General features: G+C 47.8%; 18 protein-coding genes. 16 read left to right on the top strand and 2 right to left on the bottom strand.

Annotated elements, in window-relative coordinates:
* Positions 1-24: 24 nt before the first annotated feature.
* Positions 25-1,248 carry an Lnb N-terminal periplasmic domain-containing protein gene (locus GCU44_RS13030; RefSeq protein WP_154856788.1) on the bottom strand — a complete coding sequence of 408 codons (1,224 nt, stop codon included), beginning with the start codon at positions 1,246-1,248 and terminating at the stop codon, positions 25-27.
* A gap of 238 nt (positions 1,249-1,486) precedes the next feature.
* On the opposite strand from GCU44_RS13030, the gene GCU44_RS13025 reads away from it, so the two are divergent.
* The 16 genes from GCU44_RS13025 to nagB all read left to right on the top strand — a co-directional run bounded on the left by GCU44_RS13025 (position 1,487) and on the right by nagB (position 19,250).
* On the top strand, positions 1,487-3,808 hold the full coding sequence (locus GCU44_RS13025; protein ID WP_154856787.1) for a T9SS type A sorting domain-containing protein: 2,322 nt from the start codon (positions 1,487-1,489) through the stop codon (positions 3,806-3,808).
* Positions 3,809-4,055: 247 nt separating this feature from the next.
* Positions 4,056-5,375: a gluconate:H+ symporter gene (locus GCU44_RS13020; protein WP_154856806.1), complete on the top strand. Its 1,320-nt coding sequence runs from the start codon at positions 4,056-4,058 to the stop codon at positions 5,373-5,375.
* A gap of 26 nt (positions 5,376-5,401) precedes the next feature.
* Positions 5,402-5,866 (top strand): RidA family protein, encoded by a 465-nt coding sequence (locus GCU44_RS13015; protein WP_206670837.1) that lies wholly within the window; start codon positions 5,402-5,404, stop codon positions 5,864-5,866.
* A gap of 4 nt (positions 5,867-5,870) precedes the next feature.
* Complete coding sequence (locus GCU44_RS13010) at positions 5,871-6,983, top strand: D-TA family PLP-dependent enzyme (protein ID WP_154856785.1); 1,113 nt, start codon at positions 5,871-5,873, stop codon at positions 6,981-6,983.
* 36 nt (positions 6,984-7,019) lie between these two features.
* Positions 7,020-8,096 carry a dipeptidase gene (locus tag GCU44_RS13005; protein WP_154856784.1) on the top strand — a complete coding sequence of 359 codons (1,077 nt, stop codon included), beginning with the start codon at positions 7,020-7,022 and terminating at the stop codon, positions 8,094-8,096.
* Between the two features lie 217 nt (positions 8,097-8,313).
* Positions 8,314-8,826: an RNA polymerase sigma factor gene (locus tag GCU44_RS13000; protein WP_092172791.1), complete on the top strand. Its 513-nt coding sequence runs from the start codon at positions 8,314-8,316 to the stop codon at positions 8,824-8,826.
* A 3-nt stretch (positions 8,827-8,829) separates the two neighbouring features.
* A complete protein-coding gene (locus GCU44_RS12995; protein ID WP_154856783.1) occupies positions 8,830-10,311 on the top strand; it encodes a phytoene desaturase family protein in 1,482 nt (493 codons plus the stop codon).
* A 25-nt stretch (positions 10,312-10,336) separates the two neighbouring features.
* Positions 10,337-11,182 carry a phytoene/squalene synthase family protein gene (locus tag GCU44_RS12990; RefSeq protein WP_154856782.1) on the top strand — a complete coding sequence of 282 codons (846 nt, stop codon included), beginning with the start codon at positions 10,337-10,339 and terminating at the stop codon, positions 11,180-11,182.
* The gene (locus GCU44_RS12985) at positions 11,182-11,883 is read left to right on the top strand and encodes a lycopene cyclase domain-containing protein (RefSeq protein WP_092171655.1); all 702 of its coding nucleotides are present in this window, start codon (positions 11,182-11,184) and stop codon (positions 11,881-11,883) included. Before GCU44_RS12990 ends, GCU44_RS12985 begins: the two co-directional genes overlap by 1 nt.
* A 15-nt stretch (positions 11,884-11,898) precedes the next feature.
* Positions 11,899-12,744, top strand: a complete 846-nt coding sequence (locus tag GCU44_RS12980) for a 4-hydroxy-3-methylbut-2-enyl diphosphate reductase (protein WP_154856781.1) — start codon at positions 11,899-11,901, stop codon at positions 12,742-12,744.
* Positions 12,745-12,775: 31 nt separating this feature from the next.
* Positions 12,776-13,489 (top strand): fatty acid desaturase, encoded by a 714-nt coding sequence (locus GCU44_RS12975; RefSeq protein WP_154856780.1) that lies wholly within the window; start codon positions 12,776-12,778, stop codon positions 13,487-13,489.
* A gap of 66 nt (positions 13,490-13,555) precedes the next feature.
* The gene (locus tag GCU44_RS12970; RefSeq protein WP_154856779.1) at positions 13,556-15,958 is read left to right on the top strand and encodes a TonB-dependent receptor; all 2,403 of its coding nucleotides are present in this window, start codon (positions 13,556-13,558) and stop codon (positions 15,956-15,958) included.
* A 27-nt stretch (positions 15,959-15,985) separates the two neighbouring features.
* Positions 15,986-17,137, top strand: a complete 1,152-nt coding sequence (locus tag GCU44_RS12965) for a BamA/TamA family outer membrane protein (protein WP_154856778.1) — start codon at positions 15,986-15,988, stop codon at positions 17,135-17,137.
* 29 nt (positions 17,138-17,166) lie between these two features.
* Entirely contained in the window at positions 17,167-17,790 is a 624-nt protein-coding gene (locus GCU44_RS12960; RefSeq protein WP_092171668.1) for a class I SAM-dependent methyltransferase, read from the top strand.
* A gap of 18 nt (positions 17,791-17,808) precedes the next feature.
* On the top strand, positions 17,809-18,426 hold the full coding sequence (locus GCU44_RS12955; protein ID WP_154856777.1) for a trimeric intracellular cation channel family protein: 618 nt from the start codon (positions 17,809-17,811) through the stop codon (positions 18,424-18,426).
* A gap of 101 nt (positions 18,427-18,527) precedes the next feature.
* Positions 18,528-19,250, top strand: coding sequence for a glucosamine-6-phosphate deaminase (gene nagB, locus GCU44_RS12950; protein WP_154856776.1), 723 nt, complete (start codon positions 18,528-18,530; stop codon positions 19,248-19,250).
* Between the two features lies 1 nt (position 19,251).
* Here the strand turns inward: nagB and GCU44_RS12945 are convergent, their stop codons facing one another.
* On the bottom strand, positions 19,252-22,275 hold the full coding sequence (locus GCU44_RS12945; RefSeq protein ID WP_154856775.1) for a PAS domain-containing sensor histidine kinase: 3,024 nt from the start codon (positions 22,273-22,275) through the stop codon (positions 19,252-19,254).
* Between the last annotated feature and the right edge of the window lie 107 nt (positions 22,276-22,382).

The following is a 22,382-nucleotide window of genomic DNA, read 5'->3' as shown; positions in this document are numbered from 1 at the left end:
ACAGGTAGTGAATAGTTTTCCCGCTTACCTCCTTTTGTCCAAATTACTGAATGCGTTGAGATTATAATAAAGGAAATTGGTACGAAGCAGAACGAGCAGCAGCAAGGGCAATATGCTTGGATGAAAGGACTGAAATCCCAGAATCCACACTACCAGTCCCAAATCGGTCAGAATCATGGCTCCGAGCAGGAGTTTTTTTACCATTGGGCTGAGTGGATTTTTGACAAGGAGCCATGCCAGTGCCAGATGCAGGGGAAAGGCCCAAAACAGGTTCCAATTGTTTTTTGTTTGGGAGTGTTCCGTGAAAAACCATAGAAACACCAACAACAGTCCGAGCAAACCCAAAAGCGTGAAAATACCTGCATCCAGTCCGGCGTACAGTCGTTTTTTCTTAAAACCAACAAAGGTAATGCCCCCAACGGTGACGGCCAGAATCCAAAATACCAGGTAGGGACTGGACAAATCCCAGCCGGAAGCTGCCCGCTCCGGAAAATCGTATATGGTCTTGGTTTCCCCTACCAGCCCACGTTCCGGACCGTCTCCGATAATGGTGGCCCGGTTAAAAGCGGCTTCCAGATAATCCGGTAAAAACATTTTTTCGTCTTCGTCGGCAGTCCGGTCAATGACGGCTCCCAAAGCCAGGTCAATGCCCAGATCGGACCAGGGCAAGGGATACACGTATTCGTCAATCATGTTTCGGAACGATTTCGAGGGAGCGGTTCCGGGATGATTCCATGTTAAGGAAGGGCCAAGCACGGCTTCAAACAGGTCACGAATTCGGGTGGAGCAATTGTCAAAGAAAAAGTCATACCGGTATTTCCGATTTTCCGGGCGGTAGTTTTCTTGTAGAAACGCCACCACGGCCCTTGCCTGGGCTTCCGATAGGGCCAGTTCCTGTTCGCGCACGCTGCGTTTGAAATAGTTGTACTCGTATAAAAAATTTTCCGTGGTGGTTAGCGATAATTGGTAATCCAGGGTACGGCGGATAAATTTCAGGTAAAAAAAGGAGGTGTTGAAATCGAAGGTGCCATAATTAAAAACCAGGTCCTGGCCAGAATCCAATTCCCGTACCCGAATGGCACTATGGCCAAATGTGGAATACAGCTCCTCCCCGGGATCGCAGGTCAGCAGGCTTATTTGGTACTGCTGCGCAGGACTGTCCGGGACCGCCACTACTACTCCGAAAAACAGGGCGAGGCCGAAAAATAGAACGGGTTTAGGAAGTGTAAAACACGAAGAACCTTTCATGGAAATGGCGAATGTTGGAACAGTTACCTGGTTGTCTACGACAAATTTACGGGATTAATTCAGTTATCCGGCTATTCTTTTGCCAAATCATTCCCGACTATCCGCGAGGGAGCCGGAACCGCTTGTATCCATAAAAACGAATTTACCATTAAAAAATAAGTAGTATATTCTTTGGTTTTTACTGAAATAGTGTTAGTTTTAGTAATCATTTACTTTTATTGTGGATATTTTTTATTCCATGAAACCTTACATTTGCATCGGGAAGTTTTGGTACAGGCGGGCAATCTGTACGATCTGCTTGCTGGCAGGGGTGTTTTTTATCGCTTCCGGGCAGATTGGGCTGACAACCAATAGTTACCGAACCCTTCTCCCGCTGGGGGACTGGGCCAATCCCGCGATATGGCAAGTCTTTGACGGTACCGCCTGGATCGCGGCCGCGACGCCTCCGGATCGCAACCACGACGTATTTATCTTGCAAGGCCATGAAGTACGCCTGACGCAAAACCAGGAGATCGGAAACGTCTATCTTTTTGGTGATGCGAATGCAGGAAAAAAATTGAATTTGCAGGACTACGACCTGGATGTTTACGGGAGCCTGCATAGTTTTACTGTTGATGGAAATGGCGACTACCTACTGCATGGCAGTACATGGCTGGGAGACGACTGGATTTATCCGGAAACAGGCCGTATCGTATTCAAGGGTTCCTCACGAACGGTCGTTGACAGGGCTTCCTGGAGTGGGCAGAATCTGGGCAGTAGGTTTTCGGTGGTGTTCAACCCGTACCCGGGCGAAATATTGGTGGTCAATGCGGTATTTAAGGCCAGTGATTTTTTGATACAAAGCGGCACCGTTCGGCAAACCGTTAATACCAATGGAGACCCTGCCACGTCCACGTTTTCCTTTACCGCCACGGCGGTCTTTGGTACCGAGGATTTTGGCGAACTCCGCATTGCATCCGGCGCCACGCTGATTTCCGAGGCAAGCAAAGAATTTGACCAAATCCTGCGAAGAACGGTATCCAAACCTGCCAGTTTGTTCGTTCTCGAAGAAGGTGCCAACCTGGTATTGCTGGGCCAGGAACCAGTTTTAGATGCGGTAAACCTGATTCTGGATGGGAATGTTTACTATTCCTCGGATGATGTGTCCCAGCAGTTTTTACAAGCCTCCCTGCCAGCTTCCCAGGAGAATTTTGTGTATACCCACCTGTACTTGCAGGGTGCAGCCACGAAACTCTTACCACCCCAGGTCTCCGTTAAGGGTGATTTTACCGTTCTCTCCGGAGGCGCCGTGGTAGCCTCGGGTACCGATCTGGACTTGATAGGGCCTGCTGATCAGGAATTGGAGGTACCCTCCCTGGTTCTTTCTGGCTTATTGGTAGACAAAGAGGCAGGCACGGTGTGGATAAACAACGACCTAACCCTACGAGATCGATTTGAACAGGTGAGCGGAAACCTGGATTTTCAGCAAAACGACCTGCTGTTGGATTTTGGTCCCACGGGAACCTACACCTATTCGGGCGGAAATTGGTTCAACTTGGGTGAATTCACTTACGAGAATTTGCCACTAACCCTTACCGCCAGTAACGCACGCTTTCCCTATTATGATCAATGGCTGGATGCTCCGAGACACTTTCTGTTGGAAGGGAGTTTGTCAGCTCCTGGACAAGGGCTGGTAGTACGGTATTTGGAAAATCCCGGCGTTACCTACGATCCGGGTTTTATGGATGAAGGAGAGGCGGTGGTGTATCATTTGAATAGCTTTTTCTCGTTAAGCACGGCCGGAGGTGATTCCGGACAGGTGGTGGCTTGGGTAAGTGCCGAGGACCTTTCCGTGCAGGACCTGCAGCACTTGAGGCTGGTAGGTGACGGGGAAGCAGCAATCGGTCAACACGTGACGGCCGGAGAGCAGCAAGGATGGCTCTGGGCGAGAAGGTCTTTTCCGTTTCAGACTGCCCAAAACAGCTTGTTCACCGTCGGAAGCATTAGTCCATTAAGCGTATTGCCCCTGGATTGGAAAGGATTAACGGCCCAACTTCAGGGAGACAGGGTTCGCTTGACCTGGAAAACGGGATCTGAAGCCTCCATCGCCTACACCGTTACCCGCTCAACTGGACACATACTGGAGTTTTCACCTATCGGCAGTTTTGAGGCAGCCCAAGGGGCCGGAGAGGTTAGGTTCGAAGATGATCGGTATCCGGCAGACGTACCCTTTTGGTACTACCAGATTATCGCAAAAGAGGAAAGTGGAGCGCTGAGCTATAGCCCGGTGCTCCGGGTGGACCATCCACATTTCGCCGGCAATGGTCCAAAACTTTTTCCCAATCCCCATATTTCCGGCCCTGTACACCTGACGCTGGGCTCGTGGAGTTCCGAGGAAATTGATGCGTTCAGCATCTGGAATCTCAAAGGGGTTGGAATAGATTCCCAGTTCTTTTCCGGCGACTTTGAGCCCGCATTGGTTGAAAATCGGCTGTTGAACCTGCCCATTGGAAATTACCTGGTCCAACTTACCGGGAGGGGCAAAACATTTACGTTTAAGTGGCAAAAGAGCAGCCATTGACTCCTCACTATTGATTGAATCCAGGCAACTGGGTTTCGGCGAACGGGTGTATCGTTGGAAAACCGGTTGACTGCCTTCTGCCGTGGTGAGCCTTTGCCCGGGGCGCACGCTGCTTTACGTTCAGGAATAGAGGCAATGCCAGCGGAAGGAATTTGGCCTTACCTGGCAGATTTTTTTTAAGTTTGTGGGGTCAGAATAGGCATTCAGCAGAATATGCTGTATTTTTTGGATTCATTTCCATTCCATGATGACCTTTTTGATTGTTGGCGTAAGCATTTTGTTCTTGGTAGGGCTGATTGTCTGGATGAAGGTAGAGCCATTTATTGCATTTCTCCTGACATCCATTGCAGCTGGCCTGTTCCTGGGCATTCCCTTGGAATCCATCTCCGGTTCCATTCAGCGAGGAATTGGCAGTCTCATGGGTGCCTTGGTGATTGTGATTGTGTTGGGTGCCATGTTGGGAAAGGTGGTAGCAGACAGCGGCGCGGCCCAGCGGATTGCCTTGTTTCTTACCGAAAGTTTTGGAGAGCGCCGGTTGCAATGGTCCATCGCCTTGACAGCGTTTATTGTGGGGATTCCCTTGTTTTTTAATGTAGGTTTTGTTTTACTGATTCCGCTCGTTTTTGCCGTCTCCAACCAGCACAGGATTCCGGTGATGGTTGTGGGCATTCCCATGCTGGCAGCGCTTTCCGTTACACACGGCTTATTGCCCCCCCATCCTGCGCCGGTAGCCCTGGTGGCTCAATTTGATGCGCACATGGGTACCACGCTCATATATGGACTGATTTTGGCGGTTCCGACGGTGATCTTGGCAGGTCCTCTGCTTGGAAAATTGCCCTATTTCGGAACCATTCAAGTGAAACCTTTGGCAGTCTTTAGCGCAAAGCCAAAACCAATAGAGCAATTGCCTGGGTTGGTGAATAGTTTATTTACGGCCTTGTTGCCGGTTTTTTTACTGATTGTCCTATCCTTGTTGGGCTTGAATTTTCCCGAAGACCATCCGGCTTATGGTTGGATTGCTTTTTTTAGCGACCCAAATGTGGTCATGCTGCTGTCACTTATCTGGGCAACGTACAGTTTGGGCATTGGCAGGGGACAACGCATGGCAACCATCATGGAAGGCTACGGAACTGCGGTGAAGGACATCGCGTTGATTTTGTTAATTATTGCCGGCGCTGGTGCATACAAGGAGGTCTTGATGGATAGTGGGGTAAGTGCCGAAATTGGTGCCTCCCTGCAGCAATTGCCAGTCAATCCCTTGCTTCTGGGCTGGCTAATTGCGGCTGTGATACGGATATCTGTGGGTTCGGCCACCGTTGCGGCTCTGACGGCTGCGGGCATTAGTGCTCCCCTTGTGGCCGCGGGCGGGGTAGATCCTAACTTGATGGTACTGGCCATTGGAACCGGTAGCCTCATCTTCTCGCATGTCAACGACGGAGGATTTTGGTTGGTGAAAGAATATTTTAATCTCAGTATCAAACAGACCTTTTTATCCTGGACCTTACTGGAAACGGCGGTGGCCGTAATCGGTCTGGTAGGTGTGTTGGTATTGGATGTGTTTGTATAAGTAAAGAAAAATAAACAATGGAAAACATGTCTGCAGAAGGAAAATTAAAAGAATTGGGTTTGGTGTTACCTCCGGCGCCTCCTCCGGGAGGTGTATACCGGCCAATTGTTATTACCGGAAATTTATTGTTTTTGTCGGGCCACGGGCCAGTCTTGGAAGACGGTACGCTGATTACGGGTAAAGTGGGGATAGACCTGGACAAGGACCAGGGAAAGGCTGCCGCCAGACAGGTGGGGCTGACCATGCTGTCTACCCTGCAGTCCCAGCTTGGCAGTATAAATAAGATCAAACGGGTGATCAAAGTTCTGGGCATGGTCAATTGCAGTTTGGATTTTGAATCCCATCCCTATGTAATCAACGGGTGTTCGGAGCTTTTCGCAGAAATTTGGGGTGAAGAAAACGGCATAGGCTCTAGAAGTGCGGTGGGCTTTGGCTCCTTGCCAGGAAATATTTCTGTGGAAATCGAAGCAACCTTCGAGATTAACCAGTAATCGTATGTCAGATACATGGTATGAATTACAGCATCCGGAAACGGTCGATAGTCCAGCGCTGTTGGTGTACCGAGACCGGGCACGGGAAAACATACAGCGTGCGATTGCAGTCGTCGGGACTCCGGACCGCCTGCGCCCACACGTAAAAACCAACAAGTCCATAGAAGCATGTCAGCTAATGATGGATGCCGGAATCAGCAAGTTCAAGGCTGCCACAATTGCCGAGGTGGAGATGCTGGTACTTGCCGGAGCTACCGATATCCTGCTGGCCTATCAGCCCGTAGGACCAAAAATTGACCGCCTGTTTGCACTAATCCAAGCCTATCCGGATGTGCGCTTCCATTGCCTGACAGACCAGGAAACCGCAGCCGAGGCATTGGATGCCAAAGCGAGGCAAGCCGGGCAGGTACTTTCCGTGTACGTGGATCTCAATGCGGGAACCAATCGTACGGGAATTGCCCCGGGCTCGGCCGCCGTGGAGCTGGTGGAAAAACTGCTCGGCAAATCCGGTTTGTCAGTAAGAGGCTTTCATTTGTACGATGGGCATTTGCGGAACCCGGTATTTGAAATCCGGACAGCGGAGTGCGAAGAGGGCTTCGCTCCAATCGCTGCGATGCGCGAAACCCTGGAAAAAATCCATAACCTTCCTCTGGAAATTATCGCTGGAGGAACAACGACCTTTCCCATCCATGCGGCCAGGCAAAACGTGATTTGTGCTCCCGGCACCTTCATCTATTGGGACGAGGGATATGGAACCGGGCTTCCCGAACAGGAGTTTCTTCACGCTGCCCTGGTGATAAGCCGTGTGATTTCCCTTCCGGCCGAAAATCTGGTCTGTGTGGATCTGGGACACAAAGCCATCGCCTCCGAAAACCCCATCGACAAGCGGGTTCGATTTCTGAACGCAATGGACGTATCGCCCGTCAGTCAAAGCGAAGAGCACCTGGTATTGCAAGTGGCACCCGATCATTCTTACCAGATTGGAGATGTGCTGTATGGAGTGCCCTACCATATATGCCCCACAGTGGCCCTGCATCAGGAAGCAGTGGTGGTGGAAAATGGCGAACAAGTAGCCGTATGGAAAACCCTCTCGCGTGACCGTAGAATAACCTATTGACAGCCAGTTTAAACGAATCTAACGAAACGACACTATATGTTTACTATCGATGCACACCTGGACCTGAGCATGAATGCGCTGGAATGGAATCGGGATCTAACGCTTACCGTGGAACAGATCAATCAACGGGAACGGGAAATGGGCATGAATGATAAACCGGACCGGGGAAATGCAACGGTTTCATTACCGGCGCTGAGGGAAGCAGAAATCGGCCTGGTGGTAGCCACACAGATAGCCCGGTACGTGGCACCCGGCAATCCATTGCCAGGTTGGCACAGTCCCGAGCAGGCCTGGGCACAAACCCAAGGTCAATTGGCCTGGTATCGGGCAATGGAGGACAAGGGAGAAATGGTTCAAATCAATAATTTGGCCTCGCTGGAAGAGCACGTCACCCGCTGGCAGGACGGTACCGAGTCCGGGAAAAAACCGGTGGGCTATATCTTATCCCTGGAGGGGGCAGATTCCATTGTCAACCTAAGCTACCTGGAAAAGTCCTACCAGGCAGGCCTACGAGCGTTGGGTCCGGCGCATTACGGTCCGGGAAGGTATGCCCCTGGGACGGATGCATCCGGGCCCCTGGGACCGAAAGGAAGGGATTTATTGCGCGAGATGGAGCGTTTATCCATTATTTTGGATGCGACCCATCTCTGCGACGAAAGCTTTTGGGAGGCACTGGACCATTTTAACGGGCCTGTTTGGGCCAGCCATAACAACTGCCGGGCACTAGTCAACCACAACCGGCAATTTAGTGACGAGCAAATTAAGGCATTGATCGACCGGGGGGCAGTGATTGGAGGAGCGTTGGATGCATGGATGATGGTTCCCGGCTGGACCAAAGGTGTGTCATTGCCCCGTGAGATGAATTGTGACCTGGAAAAAGTGGTCGATCACCTGGATCATATCTGTCAACTGGCCGGAAATGCCGACCATATTGGGATAGGGACGGATTTAGATGGTGCGTACGGTAGGGAGCAAAGTCCCTACGACCTGGAAACCATTGCGGATATCAGCCGGATTCCCGGCATGCTGCAAAAACGCGGGTACAGTTCGGAAGACATTCAACAGGTCATGCACGGCAACTGGCTGCGCTTTTTGAGGGATGCCTGGGGATAGTTTGTTTAATAAAAATAATAAATATTAAACAGAAAAATATATCTTGACATTCATTTCGTTCTCAAAAAACCCCTTTTAAAGCAGTTAAAAGGGGTTTTTTGTTGTTGGGCGGCACTACATACTTTTTTTGTTTAAAAGATTTTTAAAAAAATTATACAAAAATATTTGGTTTGGTGTTTAACAATGGGTAGCTTTGATTAAACAAAAGGATAAAACCATGACAACTCTTGAATTTAGCTACTCACTAAACAAATTGAGCAAATCCTTAAAACCGTTTGCTTTGAAACTCACCCGAGACATGGACGATGCGAATGACTTGTTGCAGGACACCATGGTCAAGGCGTTTACGAATAAAGATAAATTTACCGACGGAACCAACCTAAAGGCCTGGTTGTATACCATCATGAAAAATACCTTCATTACCAATTACCAACGAATGGTAAGACGTGGTACCTTTGTCGACACCTCTGACAACTTGCATTTCATCAATTCAGGGTCCACTGTTATTGAAAATGGCGCTTACGGAGAATTTGCCATGAAGGACATTACCCGAGCGATAGAAAAACTGGATTCGGTATACAAAACACCCTTCATGATGCACTACAAGGGCTTTAAGTACCATGAAATAGCGGATAAGCTGGATATCCCCATTGGAACGGTAAAAAACCGCATCCATATCGCGCGAAAATTATTAAAAGACGAACTTAAAGTCTATATTACCAAAAACTAAAAAATGATTCATAAGAAAGTTGTAGTCATTGGTTCGGGCTTCGCCGGACTTTCTACAGCCACTCATCTGGCAGCTGAAGGCCAAGACGTACTATTGTTGGAAAAAAACAGCACCCTCGGCGGAAGGGCAAGAAAATTCGACGCCGAGGGTTTTGTATTTGATATGGGGCCCAGTTGGTATTGGATGCCGGATGTGTTTGAGCGGTATTTCGAGAAATTTGGAAAAAAAGTTACCGATTACTACTCCTTGACCCGGCTGGATCCTTCTTACGCAGTCTTCTTCGGAGAAGGCGATGTCATGGATATCCCTGCCAATCTGGACGAATTTCGGCAGGCATTGGAGGCATTAGAGCCAGGCGCCGCGAAAAAGCTCGATTTGTTTTTGGAGCAGGCGGCCTATAAGTACCAAAAAGGCATTCACGATTTGGTACATCGGCCAAGCCTTTCTCTCACCGAATTCCTGGACTTTTCCTTGCTGAAAGACCTTTTTCGAATGGATATTTTTCAGTCCATGTCTTCCCACGTGAGGAAATTTTTTTCCCACGAAAAAATCATTCGTCTGATGGAGTTTCCGGTTTTGTTTTTGGGAGAAACAGCCCAGAACATTCCAGCCCTTTACAGTCTGATGAATTACGCCGATATCGCGCTCGGAACCTGGTATCCCATGGGAGGAATGCACCGCATTATCGAAGGAATGGTGCAGCTGGCCAAAGAAAAAGGCGTGGAAATACGGACAGAAGCAGAAGTGAAGAAAATCAACGTACACGAGGGGAAGGCAGTTTCGGCGCTTTTGTCCAACGGAGAAATCGTTGCCTTTGACGTGTTGGTCGCCGGGGCGGATTACCACCACGTGGACAAGCACCTGCTTGACCCGGCATGGAGCAACTACAGCGACACCTATTGGGACTCGCGCACGCTGGCACCCTCTTCGCTGCTTTTTTACCTAGGCGTAAACAAGCGGTTGACGAATCTTCGTCACCACAATCTCTTTTTTGACGAGCCGCTAGGGCCCCATGCCGAGGCCATTTATACCAATCCGGCCTGGCCGGAAAAGCCCTTATTTTACGTATCGGTCCCTTCCCAGACCGACCCTTCGGTGGCACCTGAAGGGATGGAAAACCTGTTCATTCTGATTCCACTGGCCCCCGACCTGGACGACCCGGAGCAAACCCGGGAGTACTACTTTGATTTGGTGATGGATCGGTTAGAAAAATTAACAGGACAGGAGATACGATCGCATATTGTTTATAAAAAGTCCTATGCCCATCGGGACTTTAAAGAAGATTACCACGCGTTTAAAGGCAATGCGTATGGCCTGGCGAATACCCTGATGCAAACCGCCATTCTGAAACCCTCCCTCAAAAATAAAAAACTGCCCAATCTCTTCTATACCGGGCAGTTGACAGTGCCGGGCCCAGGGGTACCACCCTCGCTTATTTCGGGTGGAGTTGTTGCCAAAGAAGTGATAAAATCGATGAAAAGATAAATATAATCGATATATTTAACAGGATATGGTCGACCACAAACAGCTTTTTGATGAAACTGCGCTCGAATGTAGCAAACTAATTACCCAACGGTACAGCACGTCCTTTACCCTTGGTATTCGAACACTTCACAAAGAGCTACACCTTCCCATCTATGCGATTTATGGTTTTGTTCGGTACGCGGACGAAATCGTGGATACCTTTCATGACAAGGACAAGCAAGCCTTGTTGGACGCTTTCAGGGAAGATACTTACCGGGCAATTCGCGAGGGAATTAGTCTGAATCCGGTACTTCACGCCTTCCAATTGATCGTGAATCAATACCAGATCGAGCGGGATTTGATCGATGCATTTCTGACCAGCATGGAAATGGATCTGGATTTTACCCGGTACAACGATTCCAAATACAAAGAGTACATCTATGGATCGGCAGAAGTGGTGGGGCTGATGTGTCTGCGGGTTTTTTGTAAGGGAGACAGTCAGACTTATGATCGACTCAGAGGTGCGGCCTGTAAACTAGGTGCTGCCTTTCAAAAAGTTAATTTCTTACGGGACCTTAAAAGCGATTACGAAGAACGCGGTAGGGTTTATTTCCCGGGAGTCGAGTTCAAGGATTTCAACCGGGCCATCAAATCAGAAATTGAAGCAGATATAGAGCAGGATTTCGATGAGGCGCTGATTGGCATTCATCAATTGCCAAAGGGAGCCATGTTGGGGGTCAAGATCGCTTACCTGTATTACCGAAAGCTTTTCTCTAAAATCAAAGAATTGCCTCCGGAGGTTATCACCCAGCAACGAATCCGCATCCCGAACGGGCGAAAAATGGCTTTATTGGTACGAACGTATTTTGGGTACAAAACAGGACTTGGTTAATGAAAGAAGAATACTATTACCTGGGGCTTATGCTCTTCACCCTTTCTTATCCCCTGGCGCAGTCTTTTGAACACCGGATTACTTATCACAAGAAATGGTATGCGCTCTGGCCAGCATCCCTCATTACCGCATGCGTTTATCTCATTTGGGATCATTGGTTTACGGTAGAGGGTGTTTGGTGGTTCAATGAACGGTACATTCTGGGTTGGTACCTCTTTGAATTGCCGTTGGAAGAAATTTCGTTCTTCTTTATCGTGCCTTTTGCCTGTATTTTTATCTACGAAGTCTTGATTTATTTTGTGAAAAAAGATTGGCTACAGCCCATCGGGAAGCCCTTTGTCTACATAATGGTACCGCTGTTATTGGTTTTGGGTTTCTATCATTGGGAAAAGTTGTATACTTCGTTTAATTTTATATTTACCTCGCTTATCGTAGCGGTTCATTTTCTGGTCTTTAAAGATCGGATTCTGGGTCGGTTTCTGGCCGCCTATCTGGTCAGCTTGTTGCCTTTCATGCTGGTAAACGGGGTTCTTACCGGTACCTGGTTGGACGAACCCATCGTCGGGTACAACAATCAGGAAAACTTGGGGATTCGAATTGGAACTGTACCGATAGAAGATAGCGTTTATTCATTGGGTTTGTTGCTGTTGAATATCAGTATTTATGAAAAGATCCTACGTCGCAAAACATTTACACGCTAGTTTGGTTTATAGTCTATGTTAAATTTGGATGTACATATTGATCAGCATTCTGGTTTTTGTTTTGGGGTAGTCTATGCTATAGAGATGGCTGAGGAAATCCTGGACGATGAGGGTCGTTTGTATTGCCTGGGGGACATCGTTCACAACGACGAGGAAGTCAAACGGCTTACCCAAAAAGGGTTGATTATCATCAATCACGATTCGCTGAAGGACCTAAAAAACGAAAAGATTTTAATTCGCGCTCATGGAGAGCCGCCTTCGACCTACGAGTTGGCAATAAAAAACAACCTGACGCTAGTAGACGCTAGTTGTCCGGTAGTACTAAAACTTCAGAACCGTATCAAAAATTCGTACGATAAGGACGAAACGATTTACATTTACGGTAAGCACGGTCACGCTGAAGTGATAGGGCTTTTGGGGCAAACAAGAAACAAGGCGGTCGTTTTTCAGGATATCAGCGAATTGGATATTCCCTCGCTTCCAAAAAACATTACCTTATACAGCCAAACCACCAAAAGTACCGACAAGTTTTACGAGATCAACGAAATTCTCAAGGCGAACGGCATTACAATAAATACCAACGATACCATTTGTAGGCAGGTATCCAACCGAGACAAGGAATTACGGGAATTCGCTTCCAAATTCGACCATATTGTGTTTGTTAGCGGAACCAAGTCTTCCAATGGGAAGGTGCTTTTTAATGTTTGCAAAGAAAAAAATGCGCAAACCTACTTTGTATCCAGTCCGGAAGAAGTGGAGCAATCGTGGTTTACCGAGGGACAAAGCGTGGGTATTTGCGGTGCCACCTCTACACCCATGTGGTTGATGGAGAAAGTCAGGGACCGAATTCGGGAGTTTTGAATGATTTACGTTTCTCTGGTGTTTTTCTTGCATGAACAACGTTTCCCAAAAGCAGCATTTATCATTACCTATTGATCCGAAGGGATTGATCATTGCCGGATCAATTATACTATTGTGGGCAACTTCTTTGGTGTTTTTGTTGGGCTACTCCATCGATTTTTCGGATCCGTTGGTTTATTTGGCGATTTTGGTTCAAACGCATTTGTACACCGGGTTATTCATTACCGCTCATGATGCCATGCATGGGGTTGTTTCTACCAACCGGAAATTGAATCATGCAGTAGGTTGGCTCGCAGCTTTGTTGTTTTCCTACAATTTTTATTGGCGGTTATTTCCGAATCACCACAAACACCACCGATTCGTCGCTACAGACAAGGATCCCGATTACCATGCGTCCAATCGGTTCATCCCCTGGTACTTCAGTTTTCTGTTTAGCTATGTGAACATCTGGCAGTTTCTCTTGATGGCGGGTACGTTTAATTTATTGAAAATCTGGATTCCTACAGAAAACCTTGTTTTGTTTTGGATGCTGCCGGCGGTTCTTTCCACACTTCAATTGTTTTATTTTGGCACCTACCTTCCCCATAGAGGGGAGCAGGAAAATGCTCACCACTCCGGTACCTTAGCGCCAAACCATATTTGGGCGTTTGTGTCCTGCTACTTTTTTGGTTACCATTACGAGCACCACGACTCACCCAATACACCTTGGTGGCGCCTGTGGCGGGCCAAGAATAGCCGTACCTGAAAAAACATCCTTGATCCACAAACATTTTTCATTCATAATGATTATTGTTCTAAATGTTCCATTTCTATGAAGGTTTCTCTGATAACATTTGCGTTGTTTTTTACTTGTGGGTTTGTGCTGGCTCAGGAAGGGACTATTCAGGGTAAAATAGTTAATCCCGTCAATAACGAACCCATTCCCTTTGCGAACGTGGTTGTTCAGGGCCTGGATAAAGGGACCGTTTCGGATGAAGAAGGGCAGTATCAATTAACCGGTCTCGAACCCGGTTTGTATAACGTGCGGGCCTCTTTTGTCGGGTTCAAATCACAGACATTTTATGAGGTGCAGGTATCCCTTGCCAGACCGGTGCAGCTCGATTTTGAGTTGGAAGAAGATGCGTCGAATCTGGAAGAAGTGGTGGTAAGTTCTGAATTCAGCCGTTCGGATGTGACGCCACTATCGGCAAGAAAATTAAATGCAAACGAGATTGAACGGTACCCGGGGGGAAATAGAGACATAAGCAGGGTGATCCAATCGCTGCCCGGTGTTGCCAGTACAGCTAGCTTTCGAAACGATATCATTATTCGCGGAGGGGCCCCAAATGAAAATAAGTTTTTTATTGATGAAATAGAGGTTCCGGTCATCAATCACTTTGCCACGCAAGGTTCGTCGGGAGGTCCCGTTGGGATCTTAAATGTAAACCTGATCAAAAATGTGGATGTTATCAGCGGAGGCTTTCCTGCCAATCGAATGAATGCGCTGAGTTCTTTTTTTGAATTTCAGCTCAAAGACGGCCGTAGGGACAAGATGTTTTCGCAAGTTACTGTGGGCGCCAGTGAACTGACGTTTTCCAATGAAGGGCCTATTGGCGAGCGGACGACCTATATTGTATCGGCCAGAAGATCGTACTTGCAAGGATTGTTTCGCTTATTGGGGCTTCCTTTTCTTCCTACCTTCAATGACTTTACATTTAAGACCAAAACTCAGATCAACGAAAAAACGGAATTGACAGTTTTGGGTGTTGGTGCGATCGATCAATTCGCACTCAATTTTGACGTACCGGATGGAGAGACGACCGAAGACCGGGAAAATCGCTTGTTTTTGTTGGACAACCTGCCCATTTCCACGCAGTGGAATTATGCAACGGGGATAAAGCTAAAGCGGTTTCGGGAGAATGGCTTCTGGACGTTTATCTTAAGCCGTAACATGCTCAACAACCGGTCCTATAAGTACGCGCAAAACGATGCATCACAGGAAGAAAACCTGTTGTTTGACTACCTTTCACAGGAGAGTGAAAATAAATTCCGCGCAGAAAACAGCGTTTTCAAAGATGGTTTCACTCTTCAGTACGGTGTCAATTACGAGTTTAGCCGCTACCTGATCGAAAATTTCGACCGGCAAGTATTGGTACAGGATGGACAGGTATTGGATATTTCTTCCGTTTCCCTGTTTAACAGTTATGGGGCATTTGTGATGGGAAGTAAAAAATACCTGGACGAGCGCTTGCTGGTAAATTTGGGAGTTCGGATGGATGGCAGCGATTTTGGGGCGACTGCCAGTAACCCTTTAAACCAGTTAAGTCCGCGGGTTTCAACCAGCTATCAACTGAAAGATAACCTCTTTTGGAATGCCAATGCCGGGATTTACTACCAAAAGCCGCCCTACACGGTTTTGGGTTTTCAGAACAACGAGGGGGCCTATGTCAATCAGGAAAACGATGTCCGCTTTATCCGTTCCACACACCTGATTACTGGTCTGGAGTGGCAACTGCCGGAGAAAAACCGGCGTTTTTCGGCGGAGGTATTTTATAAAAACTATGCGAACTATCCGAGTTCGATTCGAAACGGAATCGCCTTGGCTAATCTGGGGGCAGATTTTGGGGTAATCGGGAACGAACCGGTGACTTCCGACGCAAGGGGGAGGGCGTATGGGCTCGAATTACTCGCCCAGCAACGCTTGTTTAAGGGGTTTTATGGAATAGCTGCACTTACGCTGGTTCGCAGCGAATTTACCAATCCCAATACCGAGTTTCTTCCCTCTTCCTGGGACAATCGGTTCATTGTAAGTTTAACAGCCGGCAAGCGGCTCCAGAAGGACTGGGAGTTGGGTGCCCGCTGGCGCTTTTTGGGAGGGACCCCGTATACACCTTACGACTTTCAGGCTTCCTCACTTCGATCCAATTGGGATTTATTTAATCAGGGTGTTTTTGATTTTTCCCGAATCAACGGCGAACGCCTCAATAGCTTTCACCAACTGGACCTTCGGGTAGATAAAAAGTACTTTTACGATAAGTGGAACCTAAACTGGTATTTTGACGTGCAAAATGCCTACAATTTTCAGGCAGAGCAGCAGGCAAACCTGGTTCCCCAGCGAGGTGATCAGGGGCAATTGTTGGTGGATCCGGAGGATCCTTCCCGTTACCTGCTCCGGGAGGTTCCCAATCCGGCTGGAACGGTGCTTCCAACAATTGGTCTCATTATAGAATTTTGATGCATTATGTAGTATCTTCGGGCCTACATGGGACGAAGAATTACGTTTTTTTTGGCGGTACAATTTCTTCTGTTTGGCCACCTCCGGGCGCAGGATCTGGAGTCGGTTATTAAGCAGGGGGAAGGGGGATCGTTCGTAGAAAAGCTTTTTGGCCTGGCAGATCGCACGGTGGATCTGTTCAGTACGGATCAATGGACGTTCATTCCCGCACTCACCTATTCTCCAGAGACCAGTTTGGGAATTGGAGCCCGGGCGGTAAGGATTTTTAGGACCGGTAGCGATTCATTGTCGGTTGCAAACAGACCTTCTTCCTTACCACTCACATTTTTGTATACCCTTAATCATCAGGTGATCCTAACGGGAGAATTGGAGCTTTGGATGAATCAAAACAAGTCTTTTTTCAATGGGCGGATGGAATTTTCCGATTATCCGTTTCAGTTTTCAGGAATTGGGAATGCGGTTTTTGAGGCAGAATCCTATGCCAGCAGGTATTTTTACGTACATGTCTACTACGAAAAGGAAGTTGCCCGGGGCATTTACCTGGGACCTAGGTATGAGTTTCGTACGGATGACCTATATCAGAAGGTCCCAGGAGGACTGCTGGATGCAGGCACGATCCCGGGCAGCAATGGGCAGCGCTTGTCCGGTTTGGGACTGGCAGTGACTCTGGATCGCCGGGATGCTATTTTCCAACCTGCCCGAGGAGGGTACCATCAATTGTCCTGGATGAAGTTTCATTCCGTTTTGGGGAGTAATTTTGATTTCACACAATGGGTTTTTGATTTCCGGAAATATTGGCCGATGAGAAACGATCAGGTGTTTGTGGGGCAGGCAATGGTAAGCCTGACTCAGGGGGAAGTTCCGTTTCAGCATTTGTCCATGATGGGTGGGAGTGATTTGATGCGGGGCTATTTTGAGGGCAGGTATCGGGACCGGCATGCCATGGTCTACCAGGCTGAGTGGCGGTTTCCAGTATACCGTAACTTACGAATGGTTGCCTTTGGAAGTGCGGGTCAAATTGGTAGGAACGCCGGCGATTTTGGTTTGAATCGGAACATGCGGCTGGGAGCGGGTATCGGGTTCAGGTATCGGCTAAACGAGGAAGGTCTCCAGTTGAGAATTGACCTGGCCTACGGTGATCGACCGGCCTTTTATTTTGGTCTGAACGAAGTAATCTAACCTTTTGATGGTGTAAACATACAGTGAAAATGGAAATAAAGGCATTGAACAACTTACTGGGCAATATTGATATTTACCTGCTGGATCAGTTGTTAAAGGGGCGTTTTGAAAAGGATATGTTGCTATTGGACGCGGGTTGCGGAGAGGGTAGAAATAGCCATTATTTTATCCGTGGGGGATATCAGATTTTGGGAGTAGACAGTAATCCTACTGCCATTCAGATGGCTCGAATTACCGCCAAAACGCTGGATCCTACGTTTGACGCCCAGCGATTTATCGTGGCGCCTGTGGAGGATCTTCCCTTTCACCGGGGTGCTTTTGATGCCCTTATCAGCAGTGCGGTGATGCATTTTGCCAGAGATAGGGTTCATTTTGACGCAATGTTTGGTGAACAAATGCGGGTGCTGAAGAAAGGAGGTCTTTTCTGGCTGAGGATGTGTTCGGACGCAGGAGGCTGTTTTCCGCTTTCGGGCGATCCAGCAGATCGGCAACAAGCGCTTCCCGACGGTACCGAACGGTTTGTGCTCACGGAGCAGCTCTTATCCGAAGTCATGAAGTGCTACCGGCTTAGCTTATTGGAGCCGGCTAAGTCGGTGGTGGTCCATGGACAGCGTGCCATGGGTGCCTACTTGTTTAAAAAGGAAGGGGAATAGACTGAAAAAGGGAAGTAGATGCCGGTGATACCATTTGATTTACAATATGTGTTGGAGTTGGTAGGAACGTATTTCTTTGCCATATCGGGAGCGCTGACGGTACAAAACCGGGACCACGATCTATTCGGGGCCGGGTTTACCGGTTTTATCACAGCCATCGGTGGGGGTAGTTTGCGGGATATCCTGCTCGGTGCTTATCCGTTGGTCTGGATAGGTAACGTGGATTTCCTCTATGCTATTTTTGCCGGCTTGATCACTACCTTTTTGTTTTTCCCCCTGGTGGCGAGACTCAGAAAAACCTTGTTTTTGTTTGATACACTTGGCATCGCCTTTTTTACGATTCTGGGTGTAGAAAAAACACTGGCGCTAGGTTTCAGACCTGAGGTAGCAGCGATTATGGGTATGTTCAGCGCGGTAATGGGGGGTGTGATCCGAGACACCCTCACCAACGAGATACCGATTTTGTTCAGAAAGGAGATCTATGCGTCTGCCTGCCTCAGCGGAGCCGTGGTCTATTTGATCCTGAATCATTATGGTGCGGAACGAAACAGCAACCTTCTTTTGTCCATCGCATTGATCATTCTGATTCGTTTGGTGGCTGTCCGGTTCAAGCTGAGTTTGCCCACCTTAAAATAAAAAATGCTGCGACAAACGGAGGCAGGGATGGTAGGAAGCCACCGGATCGGCGTAGTATACATAACATTTACCACATAATTAACTATTTATTATCCGAGTCCATGCAAGTTCAAATATTTCAAAACAAGGAAGCCTTACACCGGGCAGTAGCCGAGCGAATTATCGCCGAGGTCAAGCAAAACCCCCAAAGCGTTTTGGGATTGTCTACCGGAAGTTCCCCAATTGACACTTACGCTAATCTGGTTCGGGATCATCAGACGCAGGGCACCGATTACAGTCGGGTCCGTACGTTTAACCTGGACGAATACGTGGGGCTGCCAGGGAGCCATCCCCAGAGTTACCGTTACTTTATGAATGAGCATTTGTTTCATCACCTGAATATTCCCATGGAGAACACGTATGTGCCCTCCGGAATCGGTGATTTGGAAAAGGAATGTGAAGCATATGAAAACGAAATCAAAAGGCAGGGAGGAATTGACCTGCAGTTGCTCGGTATCGGGACTAACGGCCACATCGGATTCAACGAACCCGGAACACCGCTTGATTCCCGAACGCACGTGACCCGGCTTTTACAGGAAACGATAACAGCGAATGCCCGTTTTTTTTCAACTGTGGAGGAAGTTCCTACCGAGGCGGTCACCATGGGTATTCAGACCATAATGGAAGCCAGGCAGATTGTATTATTGGCCTATGGGAGTAAGAAAGCCGCGACGATCCGGGATGCGGTACGCCGGCCGGTAACGGAGAATGTTCCGGCCTCGGTCCTTCAGCATCATCCAGACGTTGCCCTGTACCTGGACGAGGAAGCGGCGGCACTGCTATAGGTCATCTGGGGGAAGGTTTCCGTGCTGTCTGGGAGCGTTGGTTTTTGTCCAGAATCAGGTTTCGCAGGTACACTTTGAAGACCGTACCTTTCCCCAGTTCGCTTTCAATTTCGATCTTTCCGTCGTTTGCGCGAATTTGTTCCCGTACCAGGTAGAGTCCGAGTCCTTTGCCTTCGACGTGGTTGTGAAAGCGCTGATAGAGGCCAAAGATCCGATCGCCATAGCGTTTCAGGTCCAGGCCGATCCCGTTGTCTTCGAAGCGCAGGATGCAATAGTTTTTTTCGGTATAGGTACGGATCCATACTTCTGGCAGCCTGTCGGGATGCCTGTATTTTACAGCATTGGTCATGAAGTTCATAAGGAAATTTTCCAGGTGCGCATACACGTAGTTCATTTCCTCCAATTCCGAAAAATCCCGGTGGATCTGTATGCCCGATTCCCGGAGTTGGTTAAACAAGCTTTTTTCCACGTTGTTTAGGAGTAGCTTGAAATCGATCAATTCTACTTTAGGGATTTTTTGTTTCTTTATGGAAACCACTTCTATCAAATCCTGCAGGGTGGCGTCGAGCAGGTTGGTAGAGATCTTCAGGTTCTCCATGATTTCCTTGTTTTCGGGGTCTTTCGGATCTTCTTCGTTAAAGAGGTCGATCAACAGGGAAATGTTGACAATAGGCGCCCGCAGATTGTGTGATACGATGTAGGCGAAGCGCAATAGCTCTTCGTTATGGGACTTTAAATCTTTGATTAGTTTTTCTCGTTCAGTTTCCAGCTTTTTTGCATTTGTCGTGTTTTGTTTGACGAGCAAAATCCGATCGATGCTGCCTGAATCATTCATGAGTGGCACTCCATGGTTTAAAAATCGCTGCTGATTTGCTTCGATTTCATACGATACCCGATGCCCTGTCAGAATTTTCGTTAGGTTGCTGCGCGTCTTTTCCAGGTTTTCCCCGGTATACTGATCCAGATGGGAGGTTCCGATAAGGGTTTTGGGGTCTTTCCCGGCAAGCCGGTATTCCTCTCCATCCGTAAAAATGTAGCGAAAGGACTTGTCCAACACGTCTACGGTACCCCCGGGAAAATTTTCCGCAATGCTACGGTACAGTTGCTCCGAGGCGATTAGCCTTTTTTCCGATAGGGTTCTATCGGTGATGTCGTCGACAAAGACCACGTAGGAGACCCGGTTTTTTTTACCGTATCGGACGCGGGTAAAGGATATTTTTAGTTCTTTGTAATCATCCGGACCGATGGGAAGTAGGAAATAGGCGGTACTTCGCTTCGATCGTGAAAATCGGGTAATGACCTCCCGTAAGCGGTGAGTACTGCCCTGCTGCACCAATACCGTTTCCAGTAATTGCTCCTTTTTTTCCAGGTTGAAAATGGGGAGGGTTTTGTTATTAATCAGCGTGATCTCCAAGTGATGGTTGACGGCAAAAATGGCGTAAGCGGTTCCATTCAGTATGGCATCGTGCATGAAATTTGTTTCCTGAAGAATGGTTTCAAAACGAAATCGATGCAATTCTTTTCCAATCCAATCGCCGAGAATCCGTAGCAGTTCCTGGTAGAAGGCAGGGTTTTGTAAAGGGGTTCGGTGAAGAAAGCACAAGCTGCCAATAATGGCTTTTTCATTGTCCTGCAAATCCAATCGGATCAACGAGCAAATGCCCTTGTTTTTTAAAAGTGGACTATCCTGTAGCTCCGGATATTCCGGGTAAGTAAGCCATAGAAAATTTTGCTGGTCCTGCGGTTTTGGTAATTGATTATTCAGAAATGCCTTCCATATTTTGGAGGAGGAGCTGACCAATTTGTGGGAATGGGTGATGGAAATGGGGTCTAACAAGCGACTGACCGGGTCGCAGTTGGCAATGATGCAGTAGGTACACCCAAGCTTTCTGTCTAATAAGAGGGCTATTTCATCAAAAAGCGGCTTTCCGCTAAACATGCTGGAAATCTCTGAAACGTTTTGAAGGGTTTGCTGGATGAATTCTTTCTCAGAAAGACTTTGAATGATTCCTTCTTGCGCAAGCAGGTTCTGCTTCGCCCGTTCTATTTCCGATGCGTTGCGGAGTATACCGACCAGTACTGTTTTTTTGGAAGGAATATCGTAAAAAACCCTCAAATCGTTCTTTAGGTGCAGGTAGTCTCCTGTTTTGTTTTTTACCCGGTAAGCGATGGTGTAAGAGTCCAACTCGTAGGACGGGGTGAAAAATAGCTCGTAAACCTGGTTATAGTCGTCTGGATGAACCAATTCCAGCCAGTCCCATACAGAGAAGCGCTTGAACCTTTCCTCTTCAAAGCCCAAAAGTTCGGTAATCGCCCCGTTCCAGATCATTTCTTTGTCCTCCCTCAAGTACTCGAAATACAGGATGTCCAGAAAACTGTGGGATAGGTAATTGGGTTTGTCTTCAAGCAGGTTGGGAAAGTCCGGCCGTCGGGGCTGCTTTTTTAATGCCAAAAGCCGGTAGCCGTTTTCCAGCGTACCACTGTGCAGTTTCAGGACGTCTAAATCCAGAACCTGACCCTCCAACTCTCCCTTGCAAAGTTGCTTCAACGTGGGCGGGTCCGAAAACCTGTATTTTTCGTACAAATGCGTGCAAAAATCTTCCAGGTTTTCTGGGAAAAAGCCAGAGGGGTTTGACCTATCGGTTCTAATTCGCTTTGATGCCGGAAGCACGATCCAGGAAGACTGGATTTGAGCCGGGCGATAGGGAATGATAATGGCGTTAATTAGGTAGCTGTTGGCTGCCTGAGCCACGGTAAATCCCTCAATTTTCACCCAAACAAAGGTATTATCAGGCAAAAAGAGGGGTATTTCCAGGACTTCTGATCTGCCCAGGCAATCAAAAAGCGTCTCCAATACCGGCCGTTGAACGGTTGGAAAAACCCGACTAAAAAAGTCCGGCCGGTACACGTTTGAGCCTTCATTAAAAAGCTGAAAAAAGCTATTGGATACAAACAGGACTTCAAAATCCCTTTCACCTGATCTTTTAAAAGTTACAAACAGGTTGTTGAAAATCTTTTCGGGCATCTAATTTATGCATTGAGTTACCAACGTGTCATGATAAAGATTCCCTAAATTTAAGATAAATTATAAAAAATACCCAATAAATTTATATTAGTCAAAATTTTCTATTT

The sequence above is a fragment of the Cyclobacterium xiamenense genome (genome assembly GCF_009467825.1).
GTDB classification, from domain to species: domain Bacteria; phylum Bacteroidota; class Bacteroidia; order Cytophagales; family Cyclobacteriaceae; genus Cyclobacterium; species Cyclobacterium xiamenense.
Note: the sequence above shows the minus strand (reverse complement) of the source record. Positions and strands in the feature narration are given on the sequence as shown.